The organism is Nocardioidaceae bacterium SCSIO 66511, assembly GCA_023100825.1.
Lineage (GTDB): Bacteria > Actinomycetota > Actinomycetes > Propionibacteriales > Nocardioidaceae > Solicola.
In genome coordinates, this window is sequence record CP095846.1 from 2,115,345 (window position 1) to 2,131,061 (window position 15,717).

Sequence of the window (15,717 nt, forward strand, 5' to 3'; positions counted from 1 at the left end):
TACTTGAAGTTTGAATAACTGTCCGTGATCTCGTGTTTGCATGAAGTGACTCCACCGAGCGTCTCTGAGCCGGGTTACTGCGAGTCGTCATGTCAGCCGAAGGCGCGTGCTCACGCGCCCATGCGTAGAAAGACCACGAGATGAACAAGACAACCAAGGGCGCCCTCGCTGCCGCGACTGCCGCAGCCCTGCTCATCGGCGGTGCGGGCACGCTCGCGTTCTGGTCCGACAGTGACAGCGTCGACGCGGGGACGATCACGGCCGGCAACCTCAGCCTGACGCCCGCCGCGCCTGCCGCGACGTGGACCGACGCCCACGACTCGTCCACGATCTCCGACATCGCGAGCTTCCGTGTCGTACCCGGCGACAAGCTGGTCTACGAGGCAGGGTTCACCGTCAACGTCGACGGCGACAATCTCGAGGCCGCTCTCGACGTCGACGATGCCTCGGTGTCCGGCGCGCTGCTCGACGAGTCGAGCGTCAACGTCGCCGTGACCGACTCCGGCGGTGGCGCGATCGACGCGATCACGCCTGCCCAGGACGGCGAGACGATCACCGCCAGGGTCACCTTCGACTTCCCGTACGCGGCGGCGACCAACGATTCGCAGCAGCAGGCCGTGGACCTCAGCGGTCTGCGACTCACGCTGACCCAGCAGCCGGTTTCCTGAGGCCGGGGAGACGACTGACATGCGGATGCGCTCGGCGTTCCTCGTCGCGGGCTTGGTTGTCGTCGTGACCGGCGCGGTCATGACGACAACGAGCGCGCGCTGGCACGCCGAGCGCGGATTCGATGCGGGCGTCGTCAGCGGTGGAGAGCTCTCCGTCGCGGTCGGAGCGGGCGGGGCTCAGTCCTCGAACCTTGCGCTGGACGGGCTCAGCGGCGAGAACCTCGGTCCGGGCAGCTACCGGCAGTCCCCGCTCACGGTCAGCAACGACGGCGACATCGACCTGCGCTATCGCCGAGCCGGCGTGTCATGGGGCGCGCTCGCCGGGCAGGCGACGTTGACCGCCGTACGCGTTTCGGCCGAGTCTGCGTGTCAGCCGACCGGATCGCCGGCGAACGCCGGGGGCGACTTCACGCAGTTCCGTACGCTCGCGCCTGGCGATTCGGAGACCTGGTGCCTGCGGCTCGCCTTGGGCGACAACCCGCCGCAGAGCGTCTCCGCAAACGTCGTCAGCGTCGAAGTGCGGGCAGAGCAGGTGCGTCATGGCGCCTGATCACGTCGCTGGCGCCTGGTCGTGGGTACGCCAGGTCGTCGCGTGGTTCGTACTTCTCGCGGCGATCGCGGTCCTCGCAGTCGCCGTGATCGTGCCGCGTATCGCGGGGGCGACCCCGTACGCGGTGCAGACCGGTTCGATGCAGCCGACGTACCCGCCGGGCACCCTCGTCGTCACGAAGCCGGTCGACAACGCCGACATCGGTATCGGTACGCCGATCACGTATCAACTCGACTCAGGGCGCAGCACTGTCGTGACGCACCGCGTCGTGGGCGTACGTCTAGGCGCCGACGGCAAGAACTGGTTTCAGACCCAAGGCGACGCCAACAACGCGCCCGATGAGGAGTTGGTGCGCCCGATCCAGGTCCGCGGCGAGGTCTGGTACGACGTCCCGTACCTCGGCCGGCTGAACGCCGTACTCACCGGGAGTCAGCACCAGCTCCTGGTGTTCCTCGTGGCGGGCGCCCTCGTGGCGTACGCGCTGCTGATGTTCGGGTCTGCGTTGCGTGACCGAGCGCGTGATCGTCGTGGAGAGACGACGGACGTCGGTCGACACCGGGAGCTCGCATCATGACCATTGGAGAACGCATCCGCCACGCATGGACCTCCGCACGGGTCCGTGCCGTGCTTTCGCTCGGTTTCGTCGCCGGCCTTGCCGTCGCTACGACGTCTGCGTACTGGACCGACACCGCGACCGCGACCGCGACGATCAGCACCGGCAGCATCGATCTCCGGCTCGGCGCAGCAGCGGTCGACAACGACCCGGTCGAGACGACGTCGTTCTCGATCAGCGACATGGTTCCCGGCTCGACGAAGGATCAACCGCTGCCCGTCGCCAACGTCGGCACAGTCCCGATCACGTACGCGATGTCAGTCACCGCGTCAGGTGGGCTTGCTTCGGGACTCCGGATGCAGGTGTACTCCGCGGACAGCGATGGTGCGTGTACCGGGACGGTGGTCGCCGACGGTCTACCGATGTCCGCCGCGAGCTTCTCCGGTCGGCCGCTGGCAGCGGGCGGACACGAACGACTCTGCCTTCGGGTGACGCTTCCGGTGGGAGCATCGTCAGCCCTGCAAGGCACGTCGGCCACCGCAACGCTCACCTTCACGGCGACGTCGAGGTGATGCCGCTGTGAATTCCTTCCCTCGACCCGCGCGGCTCGCGCGTGAGGCCGCGCTCACGCTCGGCGCGTTCGCGGGCATTGTCTGCATCGTGCTTGCGCTGATGCCGGCGTTCGGCATCCGCCCACTCGTCGTCACATCTGGTTCGATGGAGCCTGACATCGCCACCGGGGCGCTCGCGTTCACGCACGGTGTCGGAGCGGGAGACCTCCGCGTCGGCGATGTCGTGAGCGTGCGTGACGAGTCGGGTGTTCGGGTCACGCACCGGATCGAGTCGATGCGCGGCAACGACGGGCTCGCTCAGTTGACGCTGCGAGGCGACGCCAACGCGGTCGCCGATGCGCGCGCCTACGAGGTCAGCCGCGCGGACCGAGTGCTGTTCTCGGTCGACGGACTCGGGTACGCATTGGGCTGGTTGCGTACGCCTTTGGGCATCGTCGTCGCGAGTGCGATCGCGATTTCGCTGCTGTGGTTGGCTTTCCGGGACGGCGCCGACAACACGCGTACGCAGAGATCAGCAGGACGCAGGGGAGTGGCGAGCGCCGCCGCGATCGCTGTCGTCGCGGTGGCCGCGGCGGGGGCGTACGAGTTCGCTTCGGCCGAGCCGACGCGGGCGGCGTGGACGGACCAGGCGAGTGCGCGCACCGGCCAGTTCGATGCGGCCACGGTGCTTCCGCCCACGACTGCACCGGAGTGCACGAACCAAGGCGGCCTGCTGGGGCTGCTCGGCTACGCACAACTCACCTGGCCCCACCGAGACGCGGCGTACTCCTACGCCTACACGATCACCCGAGTGTCCAACGGCCAGGTCGTCGGCGGAGGCAGCGTGTCGGCGAGTGGTGGGGTCGGATCGACGGTCACGCTCGATGTCCGCACCGCGCTACTGGGCAACAACCTGCTGGAGAACACCGACTATGACGTGACGGTGCGATCCGTACTCAACGCATCCGGCGGGTGGCAGTCGACCGGCAGATGGACCACGCGCGTGCACTCGGCCAACCTCCTCGTCGGCCTGAGCATGCGGTGCGGACCCGGCGGAGTCAACCGAATCGTGTCCTCGACGACCGACTCGCCAGCGGCGACAACTAATCTGGAGCGGTGAGCACAACCCCCACCGTCGGCGTCTTCTCGCTCCAGGGCGACGTACGCGAACACCTGCGCGTACTGTCCGATCTCGGCGCCGAGGCGATCGCCGTACGAAGGCCGAGCGAACTCGAGCGCTGCGACGGCTTCGTGCTGCCCGGCGGCGAGTCGACCACGATGTACAAGCTGGCGCGTACGTTCGAGCTGTTCGAGCCGCTGCAGAAGCGGATCGCGGGCGGGATGCCGACGTTCGGTACGTGCGCCGGGATGATCATGCTGGCCGACGAGATCAAGGACGGCATCGAGGGCCAGGAGACGCTCGGCGGGCTCGATGTCACGGTGCGACGCAACGCGTTCGGGCGTCAGGTCGACTCCTTCGAGACCGATCTCGAGTTCGATGCGTTCGCAGCACCCGTGCACGCGGTGTTCATCCGGGCGCCGTGGGTGGAGCGTGCCGGCCCCGACGTCGAGGTGCTCGCCCGCGTACCCACAGGTGACGAGGCGGCCGGAGCGGTCGTCGCGGTCCGCCAGGGCCATCTGCTGGCGACGTCGTTTCACCCGGAAGTCGCGCATGACGACCGCATCCACCGCTACTTCCTCGACCTGGTACGCGCGGGAGGCTGACCCCGGCCCGGTAAGGTGGACAAGGCCCGAAAGCAGGCAAGGGAAGGATCGTCATGTCAGGCCACTCCAAGTGGGCGACTACGAAGCACAAGAAGGCCGTGATCGACGCACGGCGCGGCAAGATGTTCGCGAAGCTGATCAAGAACATCGAGGTTGCCGCGCGTACGGGCGGTCCTGACCCGGCCGGCAACCCGACCCTGTACGACGCGATCCAGAAGGCGAAGAAGTCGTCGGTCCCCAACGACAACATCGACCGGGCCGTCAAACGCGGCGGCGGGCTCGACGGTGCGGGCGTCGACTACACGACGATCATGTACGAGGGCTACGGGCCCGGTGGCGTCGCGTTCCTGATCGAGTGCCTCACCGACAACAAGAACCGCGCCGCGATGGAGGTACGCACCGCGATGACCCGTGGCGGCGGTTCGATGGCCGACCCGGGCTCGGTGTCGTACATGTTCAACCGTAAGGGCGTCGTCATCGTCAACCGCGAGCAGGAGTCGGGAGAGACCAACGAGGACGACATCCTGTTGGCCGTGCTCGACGCGGGCGCCGAAGAGGTCAACGACCTCGGCGAGAGCTTCGAGATCATCAGCGAGCCGACCGATCTGGTGCCGGTACGCACGGCGCTGCAGGACGCCGGGCTCGACTACGAGTCCGCAGAGCAGTCCTTCGTACCGACCGTCACCGTCGAGGTCGACGCCGAAGGTGCCGGCAAGGTGGTGCGGTTGATCGAGGCGCTCGAAGACTCCGATGACGTACAGAACGTGTTCGCCAACTTCGATGCGTCCGACGAGGTCATGGCCGAGGTCGGTTGATTCATGCGGTTGACCGACTCGACCGGCACCAGATGGCGAGTCAAACGCCGCTGGGTGCCGTGGCGCCGGCGCGTGCGCGACTTCGGCTACGACATCCCGTACGTCAGCGGGATGGGCGACGACCCGATCAGCATGGTGCTCGGCGTGATCGCGTTCATCATCGCGATCCCGCTCCTCGTTCTCGCGTTCGTCGCGATGCTCGAGCTGTTGGTTCTGTTGCTGCTGGTGCCGATCGCCATGCTGATCCGGGCGTTGTTCGGCGGCGCATGGCCGATCGAGGTGTTCTGTGACGGCAAGCTGCAGGGCACCGAGTACGTCAAGGGCTGGCGCGCGTCCCGCGAGCGCATGCGCGCCATCATGGCGCAGCTCCGGCATCGTGGCGGCGTGCGAGAGGGCGCCTGACGACGGCGCTTGACCCTCCCCCTGGGGGAGACCGCAGGCTGTAGCCATGAGTCAAGGACTTCTGGCGATCGGCGCCTTCTCCCGGGCGTGCCTGCTCTCGGTCAAGTCGCTCCGTGCGTACCACGAGTCGGGCGTGCTGGTGCCGGCGAGCGTCGACCCGCACACGGGCTACCGCGCGTACCACGCTTCGCAGCTGATCGACGCCGCGGTGATCTACCGGCTGCGTGCGCTCGACCTGCCGCTCGACGAGGTACGCGAGGTGCTGCGCGCACGCGATCCGGATGTGACGGCGAAGGTGCTTGCGGCCCATCAGGACGTGATGCGCGAGCGGCTCGCCCACGTCGAGCGGATCGTCTCCGAGCTGCACGAGGGACTCGAGCGGCCCGCGGCGCACACTCCGGTCTTCGTACGAGATGAGCCGCATCAGCACACTCTTGCGGTTCGGGGCCAGGTCGGCAGTGACGAGTACGCGGCGTTCCTCGACGGCGCGTACTCCGCGATCGGTCAGACGGTCGAACGCCACGCCGTACGGCCGACCGCGGAGTCGGGTGCGCTGTATCCCGCGGAGATAGCAGGAGACGACTCGGACGATGTCGAGGCGTTCCTGCCGATCGCCGAGCCGGTCTCATTGGGTACGTGCGGGGCCGTCGTCAACGGCGAGGTGCCCGCGGCCAGGGTGGCCGTTCTCGTACACGCCGGGCCGTACGACGACATCGAGGACTCATACCTACGACTCGGGGCCTGGGTCGCCGAGAACGCCGAACCGTCGGGGCTGCGCGTACGCGAGCGGTACCTCGTCAGTTACGGCGACACCGACGACCTGACGAGGTTCCGGACCGAGATCTGTTGGCCAATCATCAGCAAAGAGGAGATCGTTACATGACAGTTCAGCTAGCCGCAGTGACCTTCGACTGTGCAGACGCGTTGACCGTAGGCAACTTCTGGTCTGCGGCCCTTGGCCGCCCGCTCGACGGGCACTCCAGCAACGGCTTCGCCACGATCGGGATGGCAGAGGGCCACGCCACGGGCGGCGACAATGCGTGGATGTTCGCCAAAGTTTCAGAGCCGAAGGTCGCGAAAAACAGGATGCACATCGACTTCGCCGCCGATGATCGCGAGGCTGAGGTCAACAGGTTGGTCGGCCTCGGCGCGAAGCGCGGCGACGACCACGAGCAGTGGGGCATCGCCTGGACGGTGATGCAGGACCCCGAGGGCAACGAGTTCTGCGTGGCGCAGACTCCCTGACTGATGAGCGACGCGGGGACCCTCGCCCGCCGCTATCGCTGAGTCGTCGGTCCTGCACGCCTGAGTCGTCGGTCTTGGACGGCTGAGTCGTCGGTCCCGCATGGCAAGACTGACGAGCGAGCGGTGCAGAGGTGACGAGTCAACGGGCTTCGGCGCGTCGGTACGAGCGTGACGGCGAGGGCCGTTAAGGTGTCGAACATGCGTTCGCTGTGCCGTTGTCCGTCCGTACGCCCAGGCGGTGTCGTCTGATGCGCGTACTCGGCATCGACCCCGGCCTTACCCGCTGCGGCATCGGCGTCGTCGACGGTACGATCGGCCGCCCGCTGACGATGGTCGAGTATGGCGTCGCGCGTACGCCCGCGGACGAGCACGTCTCGAGGCGGTTGCTCGCCATCGAGACGGAGGTCGAAGCCTGGCTCGATCGCCACCGACCCGACGCCGTCGCGGTCGAGCGCATGTTCAGCCAGCACAACGTACGCACCGTGATGGGCACTGCCCAGGCCAGCGGTGTCGTGATGACCGCCGCGGCGCGACGCGGCCTACCTGTCGCGCTCCACACGCCGAGCGAGGTGAAGGCCGCCGTCACAGGCAGCGGCCGCGCAGACAAGACGCAGGTCGCGTCGATGGTCACTCGACTGCTCCGCCTCGGTGCGCCGCCGAAGCCGGCAGATGCGGCCGATGCGCTCGCGCTCGCCATCTGCCATGTGTGGCGCGGGCAGGCCGCGTCACGGCTCGAGGCCGCCGTACTCGCCAACACCCCGAGGAGGACCCCATGATCGCCTTCGTCTCCGGCCGGGTCGCCGCGACCAACCTCACCTCCGTCGTCGTCGAGGTCGGCGGCGTCGGCATGCTCGTCCACTGCACGCCGAGCACGATCGCCGGCGTACGCCTCGGCGAGTCGGCGACGCTGGCCACATCGATGGTCGTACGCGAGGACTCCCTCACGTTGTACGGGTTCGCCGACGACGAGGAGCGCGATATGTTCGAGCTTGTACAGACCGCCAACGGGGTCGGCCCCAAGGTCGCACAGGCGATGATCGCGGTGCTCAGCCCCGACGACATCCGGATGGCCGTCGCGGGCGACGACCACAAGACGCTCACCTCCGTCCCGGGCATCGGTGCGAAGGGCGCGCAACGGATCGTGCTGGAGCTCAAGGACCGCGTCGGCCCCGCTCCGTCGGCGGCAGCGCCCGCACCGACGCCCGGGGGAGGCAACGCATGGCGTGATCAGGTGCACGAGGCGCTGATCGGCCTCGGCTGGTCCGCGCGCGAGGCAGATAAGGCCGTCGCGGCCGTCGCGCCGATGGCTGCCGAACAAGCCGATGCGCTCGACGTACCCGCGCTGCTACGCGGAGCATTGCGTACTCTGTCGAGGGCATGAGCACGCTGGCATGACCGAACGACCGAGCGCGGAGGTGGAGATGACCTACGACGCGCACCCCGACGAGTCGCCGGCCGAGTCCACCCGCGCGCTGGTCGACCCCGGTGTCGAGGGTGACGAGCGCGCATTCGAGGCCGCACTGCGACCCAAGACGCTCGACGAGCTCGTCGGCCAGGATCGCGTTCGCGAGCAGCTGACGCTCGTACTCCACGCGGCTCGCCGTCGTGAACGTACGCCCGACCACGTTCTGCTGTCGGGTCCGCCCGGTCTCGGCAAGACCACGCTGGCCATGATCATCGCCGGCGAGATGTCGGCGCCTCTGCGGCTGACGAGCGGTCCGGCGATCCAGCATGCCGGCGATCTCGCCGCGATCCTGTCCGGTATCAACGAGGGCGATGTGCTCTTCGTCGATGAGATCCATCGCATGTCGCGACCGGCCGAAGAGTTGCTGTACATGGCGATGGAGGACTTCCGGGTCGACGTCGTGATTGGCAAGGGGCCGGGTGCGACGGCGATCCCGCTGGAGATCCCGCAGTTCACGCTCGTTGGCGCGACGACGCGGGCCGGCTTGCTACCCGGACCGCTCCGTGACCGGTTCGGCTTCACCGCTCAGCTGGAGTACTACGAGGCGGCCGAGCTGCACCGCATCGTTCGGCGATCGGCCAGGCTGCTCGAGGTCGACGTCACCGAAGACGGCGGTCTCGAGATCGCGTCCCGTTCGCGCGGCACACCGCGCATCGCCAACCGGCTGCTGCGGCGCGTACGCGATTATGCCGAGGTACGCGCCGACGGCACGGTCGACGAAGACATCGCACATCGCGCCCTCGATCTCTTCGAGGTCGACCGGCTCGGCCTCGACCGCCTCGACCGCGCCGTGCTCGACGCGCTCTGCCGCAACTTCGGCGGGGGACCGGTCGGAGTCTCGACCCTCGCCGTCGCCGTCGCGGAGGAGCGCGAGACGGTCGAGGAGCTGGCCGAGCCGTTCCTGGTTCGGATGGGGTTCCTGGCGCGTACGCCGCGGGGCCGCGTCGCCACCGGCGCGGCATGGTCGCATCTCGGCCTCACCGCGCCCGCGAACGCCGTCGCAGACACGCTTCCGCTGGACTGACGTCTGACCCCGTCAGGAGGCGAGGGGTATCGTCGGGAAGCGGGGGCTAGGATGCGCGTGGTCCGGCAATCGGCCGGCGACGCCCCGCAAAGTTCTTTTCTGGAGTGACCTTCGTGACGCAAGAAGACCTGTACGCATTGCTCCCTTTCGTGCTGCTGGCGCTGGTGTTCTGGTTCCTGGTGTTCCGACCGGCACGCAAACGGCAGCGGGAGGCGGCGCAGACGCAGTCGAGTCTCGAGGTCGGCGCCCGGATCATGCTGACGAGCGGCATCTTCGGCGAGGTCGTGGCGGTTCATGACGCCGAGATCGAAGTGGAGATCTCACCGGGCACGGTGATCACTGCGCACCGGCAGGCGGTCGGACGCGTGATCCCTGAGGACGTCGAGCCCGCCGAGTCGCTTGCGCCGGCCGCCGACGACGAGACCGCCGACGACAGCGTGAGTGGTGAGGATCCGACCACCGACACCGCGAGCGTCGAAGAAGCCCCCGAGCTGCCGACGCACAAAGAGAAGTAATGTCTACCGCGCGCTCCGGGCGAATGTCCAAGAAGACACCTCGGCCGGGGCGCGTGCTCGCGGTGTTCCTCGCCGCGATCGTCGTCCTGTACGGGATCGTCGCCCTCGTCGGCGACTGGCAGCCGCGTCTCGGCCTCGACCTGCAAGGTGGTACGCGGATCGCGCTCGAGGCAAAGACGTCGAGCGGCGACGTGACCCAGGAGAAGCTCGACGAGGCGCGCGACATCATCGACCAGCGCGTCAACGGCAGCGGCGTGTCCGAGGCCGATGTCACCACCCAAGGTGGCGACCAGGTCGTGATCGAGATCCCCGGGGAGAAGCAGGCAGGGATCGTCGACGAGGTCGGTCGTACGGCGCAGCTGCGGTTCAGGCTCGTCTGGGCGACCGGCGCGGCCGATGGCCAGCAGAGCCAGCAACCGCAGCAGCAGCCGACCCAATCGCCGAAACAGTCCGGCAACGATCAACTGCCCTTCGAGAAGCCGCCCGATCAGCAGGGCACGAAACAGAACGCCGGCAAGAACCGAGCCGCGCCGGTCGACGGCGCACAGACAGCGTCTGCCGACTCCGGAAACGACTCGGCCAAGGCATCCGGCGACGACGCCGACCAGACGAGCGGGCAGCAGTCCGATGACAACGGCGCCGACGACAACGACGATGCAGATGACCCCGTCGCCGACTTCGACTGGACGGGCCTATCACTCGACCAGATGATCGCGGGGGAGGCACAAGGGTTGGACTCGCTCCCGCCCGACACTCGTCCGGCGATAGCCGAGCTCAACGATCAGCTCTCCTCCTTCGAATGCAATGACAAGTCAATCGAGAAGATCGACGATGTGGCCGATCAGCCGCTCGTCACCTGCGACCCCGAATCGGGCGAGACGTTCCTCCTCAGCCCCTCGGTCATCCCCGGCACCGATGTCAGCGACGTCAGCGCGGCATTGCCGCAAAACCAAGCCAACTGGGTGGTCAGCCTCGCCCTCGGCGGCGACGGCAAGGCCACCTTCGACAAGGTCACCGACGCGCTCACCCAGCAGTACAACAACGGCAACTCTGCCGGCAGTCGCTTCGCAATCGTCCTCGACGGCGGCGTTCTGAGCGCCCCGCAGAGCGAAGCACACATCACCGACGGCCGATCCCAGATCTCTGGCAACTTCACTCAGGACTCCGCACAGTCGCTCGCCAACTCCCTCAAGTACGGCGCACTCCCGTTGACGTTCGGTGTCAACAGTGTCTCGGTCGAGGGCCCGTCGCTGGCCGGTAGCCAGCTCGACGCAGGACTGCTCGCGGGTGCGATCGGACTGCTGCTCGTCGTCTTGTACAGCCTCTTCTACTATCGCGGCCTCGGCCTCGTCGTCATCGCCTCGTTGCTCGTCGCGGCGGCCACGACGTACGCGCTCGTACTTCTGCTCGCCGCGAGTGCGGGCTTCACCCTGACCCTGCCCGGTATCGCGGGCCTCATCGTGGCGATCGGCATCACCGCCGACTCGTTCGTGGTCTTCTTCGAACGATTACGCGATGAGGTACGAGAGGGCCGCTCCCTTCGAGTGGCCGTCGAACGCGGCTGGCACCGCGCGCGAATGACGATCATCGCCGCCGATTCGGTTTCGTTCATGGCCGCACTTGTGCTGTACATCTTCGCGATCGGCGTCGTACGCGGTTTCGCGTTCGCACTCGGCCTGACCACCTTGATCGATGTGTTCATCGTCTTCTTCTTCACCAAGCCGTTGGTCGCGTTGTGCGCGCGTACTCGCTTCTTCGGTGAGGGCCACAAACTGTCCGGCCTCGACCCGGGACACCTCGGCATCAGTGGCCGATCGGTATCCCAGATGGCGTCGCGCCCGACACCCGCAACCACCGGAGGCGATCGCTGATGGGTCGCATCTCTTCGCTCGGGCACAACCTGTACGAGGGCCAGGTGTCGTTCGACTTCGTCGGTCGGCGACGTCTATGGTACGCGATCTCGATCGTGATTCTGATCGTCGCGGGTCTGGGTCTGTTCGTACGCGGCCTCGACATGGGCATCGAGTTCCGCGGTGGCGTCGAGTTCACCGCCAAGATCGCGCCGACGAGTGCGAACGTCGACGCGATGCGCAACGCGGTCGTCGACTCAGGCATCGCCGACGCCGGCGACCCCACCGTGACGACCTCGGGCCAGAGCGCCGTACGGATCGACACCAAACCCCTCAGCCAGGACGAAGCGACGAAGGTCGAGTCCGCCCTGCGGGACGCGGGCGCCAGCGACATCAGCCAGAACCTCATCGGGCCGACCTGGGGTCAGCAGGTCGCGAAGAAGGCGGCTATCGGCCTGGTGGTGTTCATCGGGTTCGTGGTGATCTTCATCTGGGCGTACTTCCGAGAATGGAAGATGTCGGTCTCGGCGATCGTCGCGCTCATCCACGACCTCGTCATCACCGTCGGCGTCTACGCGTTGTCCGGGTTCGAGGTCACGCCTGCCACGGTGACCGGACTGCTGACCATCCTCGGGTACTCGCTGTACGACACGGTGGTCGTCTTCGACAAGGTCCGGGAGAACACCCGCGGCTTCGAGCGCTCACTTGCGCGTGCGTACGCCGAGTCGGCCAACCTCGCGGTAAACCAGACACTCGTCCGCTCCATCAACACCTCGATCATGGCTCTACTACCGGTCGGGTCGCTGCTCGTCGTCGGCGTCGCGGCGCTGGGCAGCGGACCGCTGAAGGACCTTTCGCTCGCGCTCTTCGTCGGCATGGCGGCCGGCACGTACTCCTCGATCTTCATCGCGACGCCGCTCGCCGTACAGCTCAAGGAGTCCGAGCCGGTCGTACGCGAGCAGGCCGAGAAGGTCGAGCGCCGACGTGCCCGGGAGGCCACGAGCGGGGAAGACGAGGGCGGGGACGCTAGGGTCGGTTCGTCGACGGCACCGACCCGGACCGTCACGAAGTCAGGTGCGGCCAAGCGTGCACAGCCGAGCCGCGCACCGAGGTCGAGACGTGGGAGGCGACCCAAGTGAGCCAAGCCCGGCAGACCCCCGAGGTCGAGGCCTTGTTGCACGAACTCATCCGAGACATACCCGACTGGCCCGAGCCCGGCGTCACATTCCGCGACATCACGCCGTTGCTCGCCGACCCCGAGGCGTTCGGGGCCGTTGTCGAGGCGATGACCGAGCTCGGCCGCAGCCTGGCCGGAGGGCCGATCGACCGCGTGCTCGGTATCGAGGCGCGCGGGTTCATCCTCGCGGCGCCCGTTGCCCTCGCGCTCGGCGCCGGGTTCGTCCCGGTACGCAAGGCCGGCAAGCTGCCGTCGTTCACGCACGCTGTCTCGTACCAGCTCGAGTACGGCGACGCGACGCTCGAGATGCACACAGATGCACTGAGCCCGGGCGATCGTGCACTTGTGATCGACGATGTGCTCGCGACCGGCGGCACCGTCGCCGCCACCATCGACCTGATCGACAAATGCGGTGCGACTCATGTCGGTACTGCGGTGCTGCTGGAGCTGGAGGCGCTGCGAGGTCGCGATAGGCTCACCGGACTGCCGGTCGGCGCACTTCGCTTGGTGTGAGCCCGCCGGCTCGCGTACGCATCTCGCCGGAGCCGCCATGAATGACGACCAACGCCGCATCGTCGCCGCCGTGATCGTGGTTGCGATGCTGCTCGCCGGTATCGCAACCCTGTTGAGCGTCGTGGTGCGGTGAGAATCCTCGACCGCTTGCGACCACGCCGACGCGGCTGCGCCGTGCGCTGGCGTGCGGGCATACGATGAAGATATAGACCGTACGCCGCGCAACGCGGCAGCGACGGGCGAGTGGAGGTGCGCATGGCCGACGACGCGGGATCCGGCACGGAGACGAAGTCGGGCGCCGACCCGACGGTCCGATCGGGGTCAGTGTCCGCGTCGATGCGCGTGCGCAGCCGCCTGGCGAGATTGGGTAGCCGATCGACCTCGACCATTCCGGTGCTCGACCCGCTGCTGCACATCGTGCGTACGACCCACCCCAAGGCCGACCTGGCGATCATCGAGCGGGCGTACCTCACGGCCGAGCGGCTCCACGTCGAGCAGCGGCGCAAGAGCGGCGATCCGTACATCACCCATCCGCTCGCCGTGACCACGATTCTCGCCGAGCTCGGCATGACACCGACCACGCTGTGCGCGGCGCTGCTACACGACACGGTCGAGGACACCCCGTACTCCATCGACCAGTTGCGCAACGACTTCGGCGACGAGATCGCCCAGCTGGTCGACGGGGTCACGAAGCTGGACAAGGTCAAGTACGGCGACTCCGCTCAGGCGGAGACGATCCGCAAGATGATCGTCGCGATGAGCCGCGACATCCGGGTGCTCGTGATCAAGCTCGCCGACCGGCTGCACAACATGCGTACGCTGCGGCACCTTCGCCAGGACAAGCAGGAGCGCATCGCGCGCGAGACGATCGAGATCTACGCGCCGCTCGCGCACCGCCTCGGCATGAACACGATCAAATGGGAGCTCGAGGACCTCTCGTTCTCGACGCTGCATCCCAAGGTGTACGACGAGATCGTGCGCCTTGTCGCCGATCGCGCGCCGGCGCGCGAGGAGTTTCTCGCGACCGTGATCAAGCAGGTGCAAGATGATCTGCGCCGGCACAAGATCAAGGCGACCGTCACCGGCCGGCCGAAGCACTACTACTCGATCTACCAGAAGATGATCGTGCGCGGCCGAGAGTTCGCCGATATCTACGATCTCGTCGGTATCCGCATCCTCGTTGACTCCGTACGCGACTGCTACGCCGTACTCGGCGCGCTGCACGCCCGCTGGAACCCCGTACCCGGACGGTTCAAGGACTACGTGGCGATGCCGAAGTTCAACATGTACCAATCGCTGCACACGACGGTGATCGGTCCGCAGGGCAAGCCGGTCGAGCTGCAGATCCGGTCGTTCTCGATGCACCGACGGGCGGAGTACGGCGTCGCGGCGCACTGGAAGTACAAGGAGAACTCCGAAGCCGGCCGCGACACGGAGAAGGGCAAAGACAAGAGCGGCAAGGCCGATAAGGAAGCCCAGACGACACAGGGCGATATGGCCTGGCTGCGTCAGCTCGTCGACTGGCAGCAGGAGACCGCTGACCCGGGCGACTTCCTCGACTCGCTGCGCTTCGAGATCAACACCGCCGAGGTGTTCGTCTTCACGCCGCGCGGTGACGTGATCCAGCTGCCCGCCGCTTCGACGCCCGTCGACTTCGCGTACGCCGTGCACACCGAGGTCGGCCACGCCTGTATCGGTGCGCGGGTGAACGGTCGGCTCGTACCGCTGGAGTCGAAGCTGGAGAACGGCGACGTCGTCGAAGTGTTCACGTCGAAGGCGTCGACGGCCGGGCCGAGCCGCGACTGGTTGGAGTTCGTACAGAGCCCGCGAGCGCGGAACAAGATCAAGCACTGGTTCACCAGGGAGCGCCGCGAGGAAGCGATCGAGCGCGGCAAGGACTCCATCACCCGCGCGATGCGCAAACAGGGCCTGCCGCTGCAGCGGCTGCTGAACCACGATTCGCTGACGTCGGTCGCGAAGGACCTGCACGTCGCCGACGTGTCGGCGTTGTACGCGGGTGTCGGCGAGGGGCACATCGGCGCTCAGAACGTCGTACACCGGGTGGTCGAACTACACGGCGGTGCGGACGGTGTCGCGGAGGATGTCGCCGAGGCAGTCGCGATGCCGAACGACACCGATCGTCGGCGCAGCGCCAAACGCGGCGACGCGGGTGTGATCGTACGCGGGATGAGCGATGTGCTCGTCAAGCTCGCGCGTTGCTGTACGCCGGTGCCCGGTGATGAGATCGTGGGGTTCGTGACGCGTGGCGACGGGGTCTCGGTGCACCGCGGCGACTGTCCGAACGTACGCAACCTCGAGCGTGAGCCCGAGCGGATGATGGACGTCGAATGGGCGCCGACCGCGCAGAGCGTGTTCTTGGTGGCGATCCAGGTCGAGGCGCTCGACCGGCCTCGGTTGCTCAGTGATGTGACCCGAGTGCTGTCGGACCACCACGTCAACATCTTGTCGGCGACGCTGTCGACCGGCCGCGACCGCGTCGCAAAGAGCCAGTTCACCTTCGAGATGGGCGATCCGAAGCATCTGGGACACGTGTTGAAGACCGTACGCGGTGTCGAGGGCGTCTTCGACGTCTACCGCGTCACCCAATAACCGCTTACACGCGAGAAGCACCACGCTGACACGCGAGAAGCACCACGCTGACAC

General features: G+C 67.2%; 18 protein-coding genes. All 18 read left to right on the forward strand.

What is annotated here, in order from left to right; all coding sequences use genetic code 11:
- The first annotated feature begins 140 nt into the window (after positions 1–140).
- Complete coding sequence (locus MU582_09940; GenBank protein UPK76937.1) at positions 141–668, forward strand: alternate-type signal peptide domain-containing protein; 528 nt, start codon at positions 141–143, stop codon at positions 666–668.
- Positions 669–687: 19 nt separating this feature from the next.
- A complete protein-coding gene (locus tag MU582_09945; protein UPK76938.1) occupies positions 688–1,218 on the forward strand; it encodes a hypothetical protein in 531 nt (176 codons plus the stop codon).
- Positions 1,208–1,792, forward strand: coding sequence for a signal peptidase I (locus tag MU582_09950; protein UPK76939.1), 585 nt, complete (start codon positions 1,208–1,210; stop codon positions 1,790–1,792). Before MU582_09945 ends, MU582_09950 begins: the two co-directional genes overlap by 11 nt.
- Positions 1,789–2,343: a SipW-dependent-type signal peptide-containing protein gene (locus MU582_09955; protein UPK76940.1), complete on the forward strand. Its 555-nt coding sequence runs from the start codon at positions 1,789–1,791 to the stop codon at positions 2,341–2,343. Before MU582_09950 ends, MU582_09955 begins: the two co-directional genes overlap by 4 nt.
- A 7-nt stretch (positions 2,344–2,350) precedes the next feature.
- Positions 2,351–3,442, forward strand: coding sequence for a signal peptidase I (locus MU582_09960; GenBank protein UPK76941.1), 1,092 nt, complete (start codon positions 2,351–2,353; stop codon positions 3,440–3,442).
- Positions 3,439–4,047 (forward strand): pyridoxal 5'-phosphate synthase glutaminase subunit PdxT, encoded by a 609-nt coding sequence (gene pdxT, locus MU582_09965; protein UPK76942.1) that lies wholly within the window; start codon positions 3,439–3,441, stop codon positions 4,045–4,047. The genes MU582_09960 and pdxT overlap by 4 nt, the downstream gene beginning before the upstream one ends.
- A 53-nt stretch (positions 4,048–4,100) precedes the next feature.
- Positions 4,101–4,862, forward strand: coding sequence for a YebC/PmpR family DNA-binding transcriptional regulator (locus tag MU582_09970; GenBank protein UPK76943.1), 762 nt, complete (start codon positions 4,101–4,103; stop codon positions 4,860–4,862).
- A gap of 3 nt (positions 4,863–4,865) precedes the next feature.
- Positions 4,866–5,264 carry a hypothetical protein gene (locus MU582_09975; protein UPK76944.1) on the forward strand — a complete coding sequence of 133 codons (399 nt, stop codon included), beginning with the start codon at positions 4,866–4,868 and terminating at the stop codon, positions 5,262–5,264.
- 46 nt (positions 5,265–5,310) lie between these two features.
- The gene (locus tag MU582_09980) at positions 5,311–6,147 is read left to right on the forward strand and encodes a MerR family transcriptional regulator (protein ID UPK76945.1); all 837 of its coding nucleotides are present in this window, start codon (positions 5,311–5,313) and stop codon (positions 6,145–6,147) included.
- A complete protein-coding gene (locus MU582_09985) occupies positions 6,144–6,509 on the forward strand; it encodes a VOC family protein (protein UPK76946.1) in 366 nt (121 codons plus the stop codon). Before MU582_09980 ends, MU582_09985 begins: the two co-directional genes overlap by 4 nt.
- A gap of 248 nt (positions 6,510–6,757) precedes the next feature.
- Complete coding sequence (ruvC, locus tag MU582_09990; GenBank protein ID UPK76947.1) at positions 6,758–7,285, forward strand: crossover junction endodeoxyribonuclease RuvC; 528 nt, start codon at positions 6,758–6,760, stop codon at positions 7,283–7,285.
- Entirely contained in the window at positions 7,282–7,890 is a 609-nt protein-coding gene (ruvA, locus tag MU582_09995) for a Holliday junction branch migration protein RuvA (protein ID UPK76948.1), read from the forward strand. The genes ruvC and ruvA overlap by 4 nt, the downstream gene beginning before the upstream one ends.
- A gap of 10 nt (positions 7,891–7,900) precedes the next feature.
- A complete protein-coding gene (ruvB, locus tag MU582_10000) occupies positions 7,901–8,998 on the forward strand; it encodes a Holliday junction branch migration DNA helicase RuvB (GenBank protein ID UPK76949.1) in 1,098 nt (365 codons plus the stop codon).
- 113 nt (positions 8,999–9,111) lie between these two features.
- Positions 9,112–9,513, forward strand: coding sequence for a preprotein translocase subunit YajC (gene yajC / locus MU582_10005; GenBank protein ID UPK76950.1), 402 nt, complete (start codon positions 9,112–9,114; stop codon positions 9,511–9,513).
- Complete coding sequence (secD, locus tag MU582_10010; protein UPK76951.1) at positions 9,513–11,384, forward strand: protein translocase subunit SecD; 1,872 nt, start codon at positions 9,513–9,515, stop codon at positions 11,382–11,384. The genes yajC and secD overlap by 1 nt, the downstream gene beginning before the upstream one ends.
- Positions 11,384–12,502 (forward strand): protein translocase subunit SecF, encoded by a 1,119-nt coding sequence (gene secF / locus MU582_10015; GenBank protein UPK76952.1) that lies wholly within the window; start codon positions 11,384–11,386, stop codon positions 12,500–12,502. The genes secD and secF overlap by 1 nt, the downstream gene beginning before the upstream one ends.
- Entirely contained in the window at positions 12,499–13,053 is a 555-nt protein-coding gene (locus tag MU582_10020) for an adenine phosphoribosyltransferase (protein UPK76953.1), read from the forward strand. The genes secF and MU582_10020 overlap by 4 nt, the downstream gene beginning before the upstream one ends.
- A gap of 255 nt (positions 13,054–13,308) precedes the next feature.
- Positions 13,309–15,663 (forward strand): bifunctional (p)ppGpp synthetase/guanosine-3',5'-bis(diphosphate) 3'-pyrophosphohydrolase, encoded by a 2,355-nt coding sequence (locus tag MU582_10025; protein ID UPK76954.1) that lies wholly within the window; start codon positions 13,309–13,311, stop codon positions 15,661–15,663.
- Positions 15,664–15,717 lie beyond the last annotated feature (54 nt).